At 48.6% G+C, this 13,336-nt stretch carries 18 protein-coding genes and 3 tRNA genes; 7 read left to right on the plus strand and 14 right to left on the minus strand.

Annotation, left to right across the window (positions count from 1 at the left end):
* Positions 1–4: 4 nt before the first annotated feature.
* The gene (locus VD907_00980) at positions 5–253 is read right to left on the minus strand and encodes a DUF2164 family protein (GenBank protein ID HYG83435.1); all 249 of its coding nucleotides are present in this window, start codon (positions 251–253) and stop codon (positions 5–7) included.
* A 42-nt stretch (positions 254–295) separates the two neighbouring features.
* Here VD907_00980 and VD907_00985 point away from each other — a divergent pair, with 42 nt between their 5' ends.
* Complete coding sequence (locus VD907_00985) at positions 296–1,465, plus strand: MFS transporter (protein ID HYG83436.1); 1,170 nt, start codon at positions 296–298, stop codon at positions 1,463–1,465.
* A gap of 31 nt (positions 1,466–1,496) precedes the next feature.
* On the opposite strand, the gene VD907_00990 is transcribed toward VD907_00985, so the two are convergent.
* From VD907_00990 to VD907_01000, 3 genes are all read right to left on the minus strand, one after another.
* A complete protein-coding gene (locus VD907_00990; GenBank protein HYG83437.1) occupies positions 1,497–1,886 on the minus strand; it encodes a nucleoside triphosphate pyrophosphohydrolase in 390 nt (129 codons plus the stop codon).
* Positions 1,887–1,945: 59 nt separating this feature from the next.
* A tRNA-Arg gene (locus VD907_00995) sits at positions 1,946–2,021 on the minus strand.
* Positions 2,022–2,124: 103 nt separating this feature from the next.
* Positions 2,125–2,199 (minus strand) — tRNA-Gly (locus VD907_01000).
* 163 nt (positions 2,200–2,362) lie between these two features.
* Here VD907_01000 and VD907_01005 point away from each other — a divergent pair.
* The 3 genes from VD907_01005 (at position 2,363) to VD907_01015 (ending at position 3,591) form a co-directional block, all read left to right on the plus strand.
* Positions 2,363–2,439: transfer RNA gene (locus tag VD907_01005), tRNA-His, on the plus strand.
* 90 nt (positions 2,440–2,529) lie between these two features.
* The gene (locus VD907_01010) at positions 2,530–3,141 is read left to right on the plus strand and encodes a hypothetical protein (GenBank protein HYG83438.1); all 612 of its coding nucleotides are present in this window, start codon (positions 2,530–2,532) and stop codon (positions 3,139–3,141) included.
* 66 nt (positions 3,142–3,207) lie between these two features.
* On the plus strand, positions 3,208–3,591 hold the full coding sequence (locus VD907_01015; protein ID HYG83439.1) for a hypothetical protein: 384 nt from the start codon (positions 3,208–3,210) through the stop codon (positions 3,589–3,591).
* A gap of 89 nt (positions 3,592–3,680) precedes the next feature.
* Here VD907_01015 and VD907_01020 read toward each other — a convergent pair whose 3' ends face one another.
* Together VD907_01020 and VD907_01025 are read right to left on the minus strand one after the other, a co-directional pair.
* Complete coding sequence (locus VD907_01020; GenBank protein ID HYG83440.1) at positions 3,681–3,842, minus strand: hypothetical protein; 162 nt, start codon at positions 3,840–3,842, stop codon at positions 3,681–3,683.
* A gap of 141 nt (positions 3,843–3,983) precedes the next feature.
* On the minus strand, positions 3,984–4,340 hold the full coding sequence (locus tag VD907_01025; protein HYG83441.1) for a hypothetical protein: 357 nt from the start codon (positions 4,338–4,340) through the stop codon (positions 3,984–3,986).
* Positions 4,341–4,479: 139 nt separating this feature from the next.
* Here VD907_01025 and VD907_01030 point away from each other — a divergent pair, with 139 nt between their 5' ends.
* Complete coding sequence (locus VD907_01030; GenBank protein ID HYG83442.1) at positions 4,480–4,893, plus strand: cyclic-phosphate processing receiver domain-containing protein; 414 nt, start codon at positions 4,480–4,482, stop codon at positions 4,891–4,893.
* Positions 4,894–5,102: 209 nt separating this feature from the next.
* Here VD907_01030 and VD907_01035 read toward each other — a convergent pair whose 3' ends face one another.
* The gene (locus VD907_01035; protein ID HYG83443.1) at positions 5,103–5,495 is read right to left on the minus strand and encodes a hypothetical protein; all 393 of its coding nucleotides are present in this window, start codon (positions 5,493–5,495) and stop codon (positions 5,103–5,105) included.
* A gap of 140 nt (positions 5,496–5,635) precedes the next feature.
* Between VD907_01035 and VD907_01040 the strand changes: the two genes are divergently transcribed.
* Positions 5,636–6,199, plus strand: coding sequence for a hypothetical protein (locus tag VD907_01040; GenBank protein ID HYG83444.1), 564 nt, complete (start codon positions 5,636–5,638; stop codon positions 6,197–6,199).
* A 65-nt stretch (positions 6,200–6,264) separates the two neighbouring features.
* Here VD907_01040 and VD907_01045 read toward each other — a convergent pair whose 3' ends face one another.
* Together VD907_01045 and VD907_01050 are read right to left on the minus strand one after the other, a co-directional pair.
* Entirely contained in the window at positions 6,265–7,788 is a 1,524-nt protein-coding gene (locus VD907_01045) for a UDP-N-acetylglucosamine 1-carboxyvinyltransferase (GenBank protein ID HYG83445.1), read from the minus strand.
* A 78-nt stretch (positions 7,789–7,866) separates the two neighbouring features.
* Positions 7,867–8,058: a hypothetical protein gene (locus VD907_01050; GenBank protein ID HYG83446.1), complete on the minus strand. Its 192-nt coding sequence runs from the start codon at positions 8,056–8,058 to the stop codon at positions 7,867–7,869.
* Between the two features lie 225 nt (positions 8,059–8,283).
* On the opposite strand from VD907_01050, the gene glyA reads away from it, so the two are divergent.
* Complete coding sequence (glyA, locus tag VD907_01055) at positions 8,284–9,555, plus strand: serine hydroxymethyltransferase (GenBank protein ID HYG83447.1); 1,272 nt, start codon at positions 8,284–8,286, stop codon at positions 9,553–9,555.
* Positions 9,556–9,848: 293 nt separating this feature from the next.
* Here glyA and VD907_01060 read toward each other — a convergent pair whose 3' ends face one another.
* From VD907_01060 to murB, 5 genes are all read right to left on the minus strand, one after another.
* Positions 9,849–10,301, minus strand: a complete 453-nt coding sequence (locus VD907_01060; protein HYG83448.1) for a type II secretion system protein — start codon at positions 10,299–10,301, stop codon at positions 9,849–9,851.
* Positions 10,302–10,374: 73 nt separating this feature from the next.
* Positions 10,375–11,157 (minus strand): hypothetical protein, encoded by a 783-nt coding sequence (locus VD907_01065; GenBank protein HYG83449.1) that lies wholly within the window; start codon positions 11,155–11,157, stop codon positions 10,375–10,377.
* Positions 11,138–11,563, minus strand: coding sequence for a hypothetical protein (locus tag VD907_01070; GenBank protein HYG83450.1), 426 nt, complete (start codon positions 11,561–11,563; stop codon positions 11,138–11,140). The genes VD907_01065 and VD907_01070 overlap by 20 nt, the downstream gene beginning before the upstream one ends.
* Before the next feature lie 24 nt (positions 11,564–11,587).
* Positions 11,588–12,100, minus strand: a complete 513-nt coding sequence (locus VD907_01075; GenBank protein ID HYG83451.1) for a prepilin-type N-terminal cleavage/methylation domain-containing protein — start codon at positions 12,098–12,100, stop codon at positions 11,588–11,590.
* 65 nt (positions 12,101–12,165) lie between these two features.
* Positions 12,166–13,185 (minus strand): UDP-N-acetylmuramate dehydrogenase, encoded by a 1,020-nt coding sequence (gene murB, locus VD907_01080; GenBank protein HYG83452.1) that lies wholly within the window; start codon positions 13,183–13,185, stop codon positions 12,166–12,168.
* Between the last annotated feature and the right edge of the window lie 151 nt (positions 13,186–13,336).

The following is a 13,336-nucleotide window of genomic DNA, read 5'->3' on the forward strand; positions in this document are numbered from 1 at the left end:
CCGGTTACGGCTGTTGTTCGAGCATAGCTAAATCGACTTCAATATCCTGTAACCGCTCTTGTATAGCTTTTTTCGCATCGCGGATGCCTAAGTTGTATAGTTCTGGCCCCAAGTGCTCGGTAACGATATCGATTATATCTTGCGCTACGATTACCCCAACCGCGCCATCTTCGATTTCTTCAATGCGCGCAATTACTTCATCAATGCACTTTTTCTGTACGGCCTCGTTTGTGGTATCCCATTTGCGTTTCATTATTCTAGTATACCGGTGAAGGCTGCGTTACAATAGTTAATTATGAAGGCCTTGTTAATTAAGATTTACTTGTACCGCATTTTTAGCGAGTTCATGTTGCTTTATCCCTTGTACAATGTCATGTTTGCCGAACGCGGCGGCTTGAGTACGTTTCAGATTTCGCTGCTGCTTGGTATCTGGGCAGTTATTATCTTGCTTGCAGAAGTGCCAACCGGTGCTTTGGCAGATAAATATTCACGACGCAACTTGCTGGGCCTGGCTCAAATTATTCGTGCAATTGGCTACGGCATATGGGTGTTTTGGCCAACATTCGAAGGTTTTTTGCTTGGCTTGGCGCTTTGGGGGATCGGTCGGTCGCTTAGTTCGGGCACCTTTGAAGCTTTGGTGTTTGACGAATTAAAAACCGCCGGAAAAGAGACCTTATATGCCAAAGTGCTTGGGCGTTCTGAAAGCTTTGCCATGTTCTTTGGGCTGGGCGCCACTTTGCTGGCGATGCCAGTGTTTGCCTGGCTGGGGTATGAAGGAGTGCTATGGAGCAGTGTTATAGCGACGATTCTTGCGAGTGGTATGGCGTTTACTTTGCCTCACAAAAAGAAACAGGACAATATTGAACCAGTGCCGTACGCAACGATCATACGTCAAGCCATTACAGAAGTACGTGGAAACCGTGCGCTGTTAAGACTCATTGCGTTTGGGGTGTTTGTTGGGGTGCTGTTTCGTATCTTTGATGAATATGCCTCGCTGATTATTAAGGCTGGCGATGTTTCGACGGTTTTGATTCCGGCTGTGTCGCTACTTGTATTTTTGCCGGTTATTGTAATGGATTTCTTTGCCTATAAATTAGAAAAATGGCGTCCGGTGAGTTTTATGGTGCTGCTTATCGCGGCGGGAGCTGCCTTAGCTGCGGCGGGCAAGTTCCTGGGGCCGGCTGGTCTGGTTGGCTTTGCCGCCTTTATGCTGCTCGTGAAGGTGTCGATAACGGTGTTTGGTGCAAAAGTGCAGCACGCGATTCAGGGTAAAACGCGAGCGACTATTACCTCGATTAATGGCTTAGGGGTGGAAGCCGGCGCTGTGATCGGGTTTCTTACTTATGGAGTATTCACGGAGCTCACGACAACGGCCGGTGTGTTAATTATCTTTGGATTACTCACTAGTGCTGTAGGCGTCGCTTATTTAGTGGTGACGCGTGGACGGTTCCTGGCAAAAGCTTAAACTTCTCAGATCATTCTAAGTTCTTAGGTGCCTATTTTATCTCAGGATAGCGACTACTATTTTTGCGGTAATAATCAGCCCACTTACTATTGCCATCGAGTTCTACATAATCAACGTACAAGCCTTTTTTGAATGCTCCGTTCTTCTCATTTTTTATAGCTTGAGCTTTTGTGATATCTTTGTCTGTTAGCCCGTATTGCTCTTTTAGGTCATCAAGTGCCTGTTGGACATCCGCTATTTCCGCAGCAACTTCCTCAGGCTTGGCGTGAAGAATCTCTTGGGATTCTTCCACTATCTTCTTGATTAGCTCATTTTTATGCTCTTTTGGATTTAGCTGACGGTAGATGGGAGTCGCGCCAGATGCAATTTGATGCTCAACTATCTTGTCGCGAACTAGTTTAGCGAATTTGAACTTAGGCATGTTTTAACTATATATCAAACAAAAGACTTCCGAAATGAAGCCCTTTAACATAAGCGTTATGGTACCCCGGGTTGGAATCGAACCAACGGCCAAAAGCTTAGAAGTCTCTTGCTCTATCCACTGAGCTACCGGGGCATATCTGGAATTATACCGATAAACGGTGTAAGCGTCTATATTGTACCACTAAACAAACAGCACCGCTTCAATCGCAGTGCTGTTGTCAGATCAAAATTATTTCTGGTGCGGGTGGCGAGAATCGAACTCGCGTCTCAAGCTTGGAAGGCTAGCATATTAGCCACTATACGACACCCGCATGACTGAAGAAAGTATACCATATTCGGTAAAATTTCATAAAGCAGGAATGTCCACGGAGCTCCTAAATCAGTTGTTTCGGGTTGTCATCGCATTTTCTTCGACGTACGATCACCCTGTACTTGTTAGGGGTGATGTAGTATAATATCCAGGTATTAATTATGGCGGATGTAGCTCAGTAGGTTAGAGCGCTGGATTGTGGCTCCGGAGGCCGTGGGTTCGAACCCCATCATTCGCCCCAAGAAAAATATCTCACTTATTTGGTGGGATATTTTTCTTGGGGAAACGAGCAGCCGATACGCGAGCGTGCTATGATGAAAGACAGATGAACATGGAACCAAAAATAATTATCGAACAAAAATTGACTCCTTTTGTAAACCGCTACATGGTATTTGGCGCCCAGGACAATGGGACGAAGGGTGAGTTATTAGCCTTTGCGCAGCAAAAGCGAGTAACAATTCGCGAAAAGATTACCTTTTTTACCGACGAGTCGCAGCAATCTGTGGCATTTACATTACGGGCCGAAAAAGCTCTAGATATTCACGGTCGTTATTTTGTTGAAGATGCTGCCCGAAAAAGGCTGGGCGTTCTGCGAAAGCAATTTAAGAAATCGCTGCTGGTGAGCACCTGGCAAGTGATGGATGCGGAAGAAAAAGTGCTATTTACAGTGGCCGAAAGCAGTAAAGCTCTAGCGATCATACGACGAGTGGTGAGCTTTATTCCATTTGTTGGGGATCTGATTGAACTAGTGATGATACTACTTATGAAGTACCATTTTGATTTTATTGATCCCCAAACCGCGATGAAAGTTGGCAAGTATCGTAAAACTGCACGTTTTCGGGATATTTACCAGCTTGAAATGGCCCCTAGAGCTTATAGCCAGCAAGATTGGCAGGTATTTGCTGCCATGGGTGTGGCGCTAGATGCGCTGCAGAGTAGATAATCTGTAGTCATATGCACCTTCTGCCGGTATAATTAACCGGTACCTGCCAAGGACAGCAGGGAGTTGATGATGGATAGCCGTGGTTATGATGCCGCTAAGCTCGCGGCGGACTTGCAGCAGGTGCGATTTACCGGCAAGGTCGTCTCGGAAGCTATGAAAGAACTCGCAGCGCAGGGTTCAGCAGCTTTTCAAGTGAGCCAGGGCACCACCTACAGTATTTACGCTATGCTAAGCTGCGAAAACGGCCTGCTTCAACTGAGCATGACGGCTTTTGAACGCACGTCGCGAGCCTTGATCCCGCCCTTTGATTACATTTTTGTGACGAGCACTGGCGAAAACCTGAGGTCGCAACTCGATGACGGCGACGATGACGGCACCGTACGGTCCTTTGTTGTGGTGGGCGCGCCGGAGCGTGTTGTTGGAGGCAGGGTGAGGCTGGCAAATAGCTAACTTATATAAAGTTCGAGCCAGCAAATAATCTACAAGCTTCTTGGCGAAAGCATGGCGCCAGTCAGTTTCAGTGGCTGGCGCTGCTAATTTTATTTGTCAAATTTATGAAGCTCCCTGAACCTGCATGGGTCGAGGGAGCTTTTAGCGCTTTTGCTGACCTCAGCGATGTCGGCAGTGCGTGGCCCTAGGCTGCCGAAATAAGCCGCCAGGTCTTCGGCACCGGTGTCGTATACTTCTACGGTTCGCTTCATCCAATCCATGTAGTTGACAGACCATAGTCGTGCTCTAGGGGCTATTGTGGTACAGAATTAACGTTAAAGCGCCTCCTCTTGCTGTTATTGCCATCTGGGGGATGGACAACAGGCAAGAGGAGGCGGGGTGGAAGGTTCGGCTTACGCCACCTTGACTGTCACGTGGCCAGGATAAATCAGACTGCAGTGCGCTTCGAAGAGCTTAGTGGCGCCATCGAAGCGGCAGCTGGCCTGAGTCCAGCCGTCGGGGGTCTCGATGATTTTGCAGCTCATCCACACTTCATGGACGAGCCTCGTGCAAGTTCGCACAACCAGTTTGCCGCCAAAAGTCACTTGACCGGCAGCATTCAGTTCGTAAGTGCTGGAGAGTTCAATCACCCTAAATACGAGGTATCCTGCAGCTTGTGCGGCAGCCTGGACCATTTCGGTGGCTGCGCGCTCAACTTCAGCACGCTCCACTTCGCAGTGAGACGGCATCGATAACACCAGCGGTGCCATGGTTGACTCCCTTTCATCCCAGATAGGTAGTATGCCACCTGTCTTTGCTATAATAACACAAAAATATGAAATGACAACAAAGTATTATTGACTTTAATAAGATTATATTTTATTCTAAAAAACGACCTAAGGAGTGGTAATGGCTACAACATCGCTGAAAGTATTGGTTGTTGACGATCTTAGGACAATCCGGTTCGCTAGTGAATATGAGGTAGTGTACGCTCGCACTGTGGTGGCAGCTGCAGTGGCAATGACCAAGAGTCATTTCGATCTGGTGCTGTTGGACCACGATTTGGGACCAGACGAAGTCAAGCGGCTGGTTACCTTTATCGAAAAAAGACATTTCGACGGTACGCCACTCAGTGTCGGCGAATTCTGGATTGTCAGCGACAACCCCGTCGCGCACCAGCAATTCCCCGCGCTGCGCCGGCTTGGCTACCGAGTGGCGAGCGGGTCCGGGCCCGGGATCATCGATCGAGAGGAGACGACCTACTGGGCGACTATTGCCCGCGAAGTCGATGAAGCTAACAGCCCATTTGGCGCCGGGCTGTAAGCGCACCACTCGCGTGACTTCGCTGGATAACGGCGTGTTTGGCGTCCGGCAGCATGGCGGTGGTGAGATTTGCTTCACTACCGCCATTTAAAATAAAAAGCTGCCTGTAGCACGGACAACACCGTGCTACAGGCAGTTAGAACAGCCGCACCCGAGGAACTAGGTTCACCTTCCACTAGGAAGTTTAAGTGCTTTCTCTAAGCTGATCATTAATCTGGCTGATGAGCGCTGCTGGAGACATCTTGTACAAGCAGCAAAAATCTTTCTAGTCCCTGGCCGTTAAGACGAAAGCCATGCGTGAACATTTCTCTAATATAGGGCTCCTTTACGGTTGCAAGGAAATTTGCCGCTCCTTTAACGTTTCGAGCGAGTTCACTTCTAACACTTGCGCTCGGATTGCGAGCGGCTTCAGCACGCTGTGCAATCTCGGCTAGCGCCTTAAGCTGGCGATTGTAACGCTTGATGATGAGAGTGCCAAGCTCGACGTAATTTGGACCTGACCGCACCATGCCGCTCGGTTGTTGCTTTTGAGAAAAGACGTACTTTCCTAGTTCAACCTTGACCTCAACGACCGTCTTGGGTATCTGAAAAGCCTTAGTCATGCCAACTCCTCGCTCTACTATGGGCGAGTCTTATAATACCACAATAATCAACAGCATTGCTCTGTAGTTTACAAACAAACTTTGCTATGATGGCTTGTAGCGAAAGCTTTTTAATGTGGCCTAAAACGCAGAAATTATATATGAAATATCATTATCAGTACGGGATTATTAAGGACAAAAAGGGAAGAAAAGGCTTAAAAATAGCGACTTTTATGATGCTATTTTTAGTGGTTGGCGGCTACGTGGGCTTTTTATCGGTGTTACCGGCTGCCGGCGGTTGGGTATTTGCTAATCAAAAGGCTGTCACTGAAAAAGTGCGCACTGTGGCGCCAGGTGTCGAGGGCGACCAACTGTATATTCCGAAGATAAACGTTCAGCTTTCACAAGATAGCCGGCACGCTACTTTTGAAGGCGATGTCAACAATTCCCTGCGCGTTACGGCACCAGCTTTAAGCCTACAAATTACTCCACGGCAAACGCTCGAAGCGTCGCCATTTGCGCGGCTCGGGCAGTTGCGGGTAGGGGATGAAATTTTTATAGACCAAGGCGACACGCGCTACGCCTACCGCATAACCGATAAAAAAGACACCGCCACGCTCCAGCTTTCGAGCTCTGATGCTTCGCAGAAAGTTTTTGCGGAAAAGATTGGGGTGATTGCCTGGACAAACGCGGGGCCAACTTTGCAGCTTCCGGAAGAAGAATAATCACTGCTACATAAAAACAGCTCCGCGATCTAACGGCAGGTGGAGCTGTTTTACTAGCTGAAGGCTCAGATCTCGCGGAAAGTTTCGATCTCAGCGCCAAGGCTATTCAGCCGGTTGGCAAAATCTTCGTAACCGCGGTTAATCGAATAAACATCACGCAGAATTGACGCGCCAGGAGCGGCAAGCATGGCAAGCAAAATCACTACCGAAGGCCGCAGCGCAGGTGGCGCAATTACCTCAGCTGGTTTCCATTTAGTGGGGCCTGAAATATACACGCGGTGTGGGTCCACCATCTCAATTCGAGCATTTAATTTGCTAAGCTCGGTGAAGTAAATGGCGCGGTTTTCGTACGACCAGTCGTGTAGTAAGGTCCGGCCATGAGCCACGGTGGCAATCAGGCCGAGGAAGGGCAGGTTGTCCATATTAACCCCAGGGAAGGGCATACTGTGGAGCTTGTCTTTTGGTGCGCGTAGCTCAGAGTGCTTGAGGGTAATATCGACTAAACGAGCATGGCCGTTACGGGCGGTGTATTCGGGGCTGCGCTCGTATTCGAGGCCCATGCCTTCAAGCACCGCTAGTTCGATTTCGGTAAATTCAATCGGTACGCGCTGAATAGTAATTTCTGAATCAGTAACAATGCCAGCGGCAATTAAGCTCATGGCTTCAATTGGGTCTTCGCTGGGGTAATATTCAACGTCGGTATCGATATGCTTTACACCGGTGATACGGAGGGTAGTAGTGCCGATACCCTCAATTGTTACGCCAAGTTTTTGCAAAAAGTAGCAAACATCCTGCACCATATAGTTAGGACTGGCGTTACGGATGGTGACGGTGCCGTCGTAAAGGGCGGCCGCCATAATTACATTTTCGGTAACCGTGTCGCCACGTTCGGTCAGCAGAATCGTTTTTTCAACTCGGGTTGGTTCAACGGTGGCGTCATAATAATCCGAGGTGGCTTCAACGTGCAGGCCAAATGGAGCCAGGCCGGTCATGTGCGGCTCAACCGTCCGCGTGCCGAGGCTACAGCCACCAGCAAACGGCAGCTTAAATGAATCGTATTGGTGCAAGAGTGGCCCAAGGAACATAATAATGCTTCGGGTGCGCTTTGCAGCTTCAATATCCATGTTCTCGAGGTCAAGCACTTTTGGCGGAATAATCTCGAGGTCGTTTGATTTACCAATCCAGCGAACTTTCACGCCGATACTTTGCAGCACTTCGATTATGCGGTTGACTTCTTCAATGCGGGCGACGCGGCGGAAGACCGTCTTCCCTTTGTTTAAAAGCGCGGCGCACAGTAGGCCGACAGCTGCGTTTTTGCTAGTTTTTACCTCAATACTGCCGGATAGCTTTTTGCCACCGTTAATTCTAAAATTGAGCGTTCCTCGATTAAGGGCAATAATTTCACTATTTAAAACGTCGCTAATGCGCGCCAACATTTCCATGCTGAGGTTTTGGCCGCCGCTTTCAATGCGGTTGACGGCGCTTTGACTAGTGCCAAGAGCCTGCGCTAGCTCCTGCTGGGTCATGCCGCGATTAATGCGGTTTTTCTGAATAAGTTTACCGATCTTGAGTTTGTAATCTTTTTCCATAGTTCTTATGATATATCATGTATGAGATTAGATCAAGTAAAAGGTGGTGAGTTGCGATAACTCACCACCTCGGCAGGATTATGGTTTTTGCGGCATACCGTACTGCGCCATAAGAATTGCAGTTAGCGCTCGATCAGCGGTGATAGCGTCTGAAAAATCCTTGACGGGGATTGCTTTAAGCGCTTCATCGATGGCGGTATCAGTAAGTTGCGGCCACTTTTCTTTGGCTTGTTCGCGGAGTCTCGTGATGATGTACTCGGGAAGAGACACTCGTAACCTCCTGTTGCGCCGTTTGACTACAAGTACCTATCTTATCGCTCATTGGATCACTTGTCAAACATAATTAAAAATAAAAAAGCTACGCGTTCAGTTGACAAGAGGAGGAACGACATAGAAGCACCACAGAAGTAAAAGGCGACCTCCAATATGATATACTAATACTTATGTTATAGCCTGTTCGTTCACATTAGTATAATCTGTAAATAGGATATTTTTATGAACGATACTTCAATTTTTGAACTTATAGCTGCCGAAAAGCAGCGCCAACAAGACGGTTTAGAACTAATCCCGTCGGAGAATTACGTCAGTACCGAGGTACTGACGGCACTTGGCAGTGTGCTAACAAACAAATATTCCGAAGGCTATCCAGGACGGCGTTATTATGGGGGGCAAATCAATACCGATAAAATCGAGAACCTGGCAATCGAACGGGCAAAGCAGTTGTTTAAAGCCGATCACGCTAATGTTCAGCCACATTCGGGTGCCCAAGCCAACGAAGCGGCGTACCACGCTTGGCTGCAGCCAGGCGATACCGTGTTGGCTATGGATTTATCTCATGGCGGGCACTTAACTCACGGGCACCCGGTAACAGTGCTCGCCAAGCAGTACAACTTTGTGCGTTACGGCATGAAAGATGTCGAAACCGGCGAGATTGATTTTGTGGCGCTGCGCGAACTAGCCTTGAAACACAAACCCAAGATCATTTTGGCGGGTTTTAGCGCCTATCCCCGTGAATTAGAGTATGCTAAATTCGCCGAGATTGGCCGCGAGGTCGGAGCAGTGCTCATGGCCGATATGGCTCACATTGCCGGATTAATCGTTGGTGGCGTGGCTAATAACCCGTTTGACTACGGCTTTCATATTATTACCACCACAACGCATAAAACCTTGCGCGGCCCACGCGGCGGCATGATATTAAGCCGAGGCGTTGTAGGCAATCCGTTAAAAAAACCTGAATATACGGTCGAGAATTTACCCACAATAATTGACCGCACGGTTTTTCCTGGTGTGCAAGGCGGCCCGCATATGCACGTGATTGCTGCGAAGGCGGTTAGTTTTTATGAGGCTCTGCAGCCAGGTTTTAAAGATTACGCTGCCCAAATTGTGAAGAATGCCAAAGTTTTGGCCGATGAGCTTATGAAACGCGGCTTCAAGCTGGTGACGAATGGCACAGATAATCACCTGATTCTAGCCGATGTCCATACCAGTTTTGGAATTGATGGCGCTGTCGCCGAAGAAGCGCTCGATGCGATTGGCCTGACACTTAATAAAAATTCTATTCCTGGCGACACCTTACCACCATTCCGTCCTAGTGGCATTCGGCTTGGGACACCAGCTTTAACTACCCGTGGCCTACGCGAAGAGCATATGCCGCAGCTTGCGGAATGGTTACTGCAAGTTATGCAGAGTCCTTCGGATATGAAAAAACTCGCCAAACTTCGTGAAGAAGTGCGCGAGTTGGTGCGACAGTTTCCGTTGCCGTATTAAAGGTGGTGCATGCTGATGAGCGGCGATGTAGCATGCCGCTCATCAGTATGCGAGGCGCCGTTAGCGGTGCCAAGACGGGCGCTGAAGTTTATCGGCCGTCTTTTCCCACTCCGCTTCCTGCTTATTGAGCCTGGCGACGGCAGCGTCTATTGTTCTTTCGTGAAGCCGCTGGCTCCAGGTAGCCGCGCGCCTGAAGTGTCTGGGCGACCTCTCCAGCTACTCACGTCCATCCGGTGGTGCATACTAAATTGCACCCCGAGAGGTGCAATTTAGTATTAGCGATAGCAATCAGCTTATGGTGTACAGTTAGTGCTCGAAAGATCGCCTAAATTCTTCTTGTGTAGGCCAGTTGTTGTGCCAGTTTCTTTCCAATAGGTGATTTGCGCCCCCGTTACCCCTTTTGTGGTATGGGTACATTGGATATAGCCATAATTATCCTTAGTGGCGTCGGTGGGAGGAGTGCCGGTGATTTTATCGGTCAAAGATGAATCAAGCTTAACCGTATTGTCAGCGGCCTCGAGCTGAGTCAAGGTTGGGTATAAGCTTTTTTCGCTTTGGTAAGCTTCGGCAGCGGTTTGAATCGCTCGTACATCTGAATCACGCTTTGAATCTCGTGCGCGCTGCTGTACGCCGTTATAAGCAGTAATTACCAATGTTGCAAGAATGGCAATCACCACAATTACGATCAAAAGTTCAACGATGGTGAAGCCTCGTTCGCGGTAATCTTTTATATTTTGAAGAGTCATGTAGATGCCCCCTAGTTAGTAATGTTCTTGTATGGACTAATGATAACGCAGTGTTGTAATAAGCGCAAGCACTTTAAAGGTTTCGCTTGTGTATAAATAGGCTGCGTTCATGAATAAAGGCTTGCCCGGCAATGCTTTTACTGACCTTTATGGTGACCCGCACTGCAACTGCCGGGTCGAGGACGCTGGCAGCCCCAGAGCTGGTGTTGAGGGGCGTGCCAGAAAGTGGATCGCTGAAATAATCGACTTTGAATTTCGTTACGTCAGATAGCAGCAGCGAGTCGTCTGTCTTGCAAATAGTATTATTTGTGGTGCGATTTGGCGGGCAGGACTGTTTTTGGTATTGTGGGGCGCAGGTTGTTTTGCTGGTATCGGTAAGCACTCGCCGATACAAGTTACCTCCCTGCACAAAGTAAAGTATATTAGTGGTAAGTGCCGGATTCGACAAAATAACATCGTTTGAACAGCCAAGTTCGTTAATGTAGACGGCGGTTTTGGTGGTATCGAGCGGGTTAGCGGTGGTGGCATAGGCGCGGATAAGCAGGGCATTAATGTCGCTCGAGCTGCCATTAAAAGACCAGCTGCCGCCATTACCGCTAGGGCCGTAAGGGTCGTTAAACGGCGCATCTTTGGTAGTAATAAATTTGGCAGCCAGGCTCGCATCGGTTTCAATGGTATTAAGCGCTTGTTGAGTGTCGTGCATTGCGCTGAGCTCACCACGGACGCTGGCGTTATCAGCGACTAAATTTATCAGCACTGCTACCACGGCCATAAGCGTTAGCATGGCAATTGGCACCACAATGACCAGCTCAACCAAGGTGAAACCAGAAGTCTTTTTAATTGACGTAGGTGCCATGCCTGATGCTCCTCTCTTGTGGGCCGTAGGTGACAATAGCATTGATCAAAACAGGCTTGTTGCTGCCACAGCCTGCTGGCGCCCAGGCAATAATCGTTTCTACTACCGGCGAGGGCAGCCCAGAAGGGTGATTACTGTTGGTGGTGTTGGTAGAAATCACCTGGCCAGGGGCAGAACTGTTAGCGACTAAATCGGTGGTATTATTACAGATAAAACTAGCTGGTTTAGTGTTGTACTTACGAAGGTTAGAATAGGCAAGTGCACTGGCACTGGCCCGAAAACGAGCATCACGGTTGCCTTGATCGGCGGCGGCAAACAGTTGATAAAACGTGCCAACCAACGCGGCAGCAACAAATAGCGAGATGAGTAGCTCAATTGTGGTGAAGCCAGAGTGGGGTGTATTCATAATGGTTATGTTTATTATGTCATATTATTGTTGATTGCGACTGGTAAGTTTTTCGACTTGGTTACTAGCTTCGGTGCGCCAAAAGATATTAAAACGTAAACACGGTCCGTTACCGGCAGTGCATAATTCGCCCGCGGCGTTAAAAGGCTGATAAACATATTGGTGGATGGTGGGCTGAGGAAGCACGCCACCCGGTGTACTGTTGGTATTTGTCGCGATGATAATAGAATTTGTGCCCTCGGCAGTACCCGGCGCGCGGTAGGCTTCGGGGCTGAGGCCCTTGGTGGCAGTAGAGATTTGAGTGGTATGCGGGTAAGAAGGCGTTGGGAAATAGGGCAGGTTAAAATTGCGTTCATCATAGTACGCCTCAAAGCGACTCGCAATTGACTGAACATCCTGCTGGCGCTCGATATCGCGGCCGGCTGCCTGGCCCCCTTGAAGGTTAATAATAGCTATCGTGCCCAGAATAACAATGATGGCAATCACAACTATTAGTTCGATAATGGTAAAGCCAGCTGTTGTTTGTTTTGTGCCCACAATACCTTAAGCATAAACAGGATGGCAGGAATGTGCAAGGCTACGGCTGGATGAGATGAAAAATGCTACAGCTCCTCGGGTTCTTGCTCGAGGGTGATCCGGAATGTATCACGAACTTTGCCGATGATTTCATCGCGAAAAGCGGCTAAGTCTTTGTAAGATGTGGCGGAATCGTTGATAATGGCCAAGGCATTTTTTTCGTAAGTCCGCATGCCATGATTTTTGTAGCCTTTTAAATTAGCCTGCTCGATCAGCCAGCCAGCGGGCACTTTATAGTTGCCGTCGGCCATTTGGTGAGCCGGCATGTCGGGGTAGGTTTTGAGAAGATCTTGGTATAGCCACGGCTCGATAATAGGGTTTTTGAAGAACGAGCCGGTGTTTGGTAAAAGCTTGGGGTCAGGCAGTTTTTCGCGGCGAATGTCAATCACGGCATCGCGGATGACTTGCGGCGTGTAGTAGTGAATATTATGGTCGTCGAGATATTTTTGCAAACTGGCATAAAAGGGCGGGGTTAGGGCGACGCGTCGTAATTTTAAAGTAATAGACACGATAACATAACGCCGAGCGGCGGTAGACTTAAAAATGCTATGCCGGTACGAGAACCCACAATCAGCGTTTTGCAAAGTAACAAACGAATTGGTAGTAAGATCGTAAGCTTCAAGTTCGGTAAGCGTATCGGCGATTTCTTGGCCGTAAGCACCAACATTCTGCACCGGTGTCGCGCCGGCCGTTCCCGGGATAGCCGACATCGCCTCGATGCCGCTGAGGTTTATTTCAACCGTCTTTCGAACGGTTTCGTCCCAGTTTTCGCCAGCGCCAATTTTGACGATGGCGGTGAGTCCGTCATCGCTGAGTACGTCAAAGCCAGGAATTCGATTTAAAATTAGCACTCCTTTAAAGCCATCATCACGAGCAATAATATTGCTACCCCCGCCCATTACAAAAAAAGGGAGCTGGCGTTTTTTTGCGGCTTGGATGGCCTCAACTAGTTCATCGCGCGAGATGACTTCAATAACGACACTGGCTTCACCGCCAAGGCGCATAGTGGTGAGTTCTTTGAGTGGGAAGTGGCTGCGGATATCCATCTACTGATAGTATATCAGCAATTGTTGTGTATGCCGGTCTTGCGATGGGTGCTTCCTCACGAGAGCACTCTTTTCATAAAAACTTTCACTGGAAGTTTTTATGAGCGTTCGGCTGAAATCCGTTATTGCAACCGATTTCACAGTCTCTCGT

This window comes from Verrucomicrobiia bacterium (assembly GCA_035629335.1).
In the GTDB taxonomy this organism is placed as follows: Bacteria; Patescibacteriota; Saccharimonadia; order Saccharimonadales; family Saccharimonadaceae; genus DASUUR01.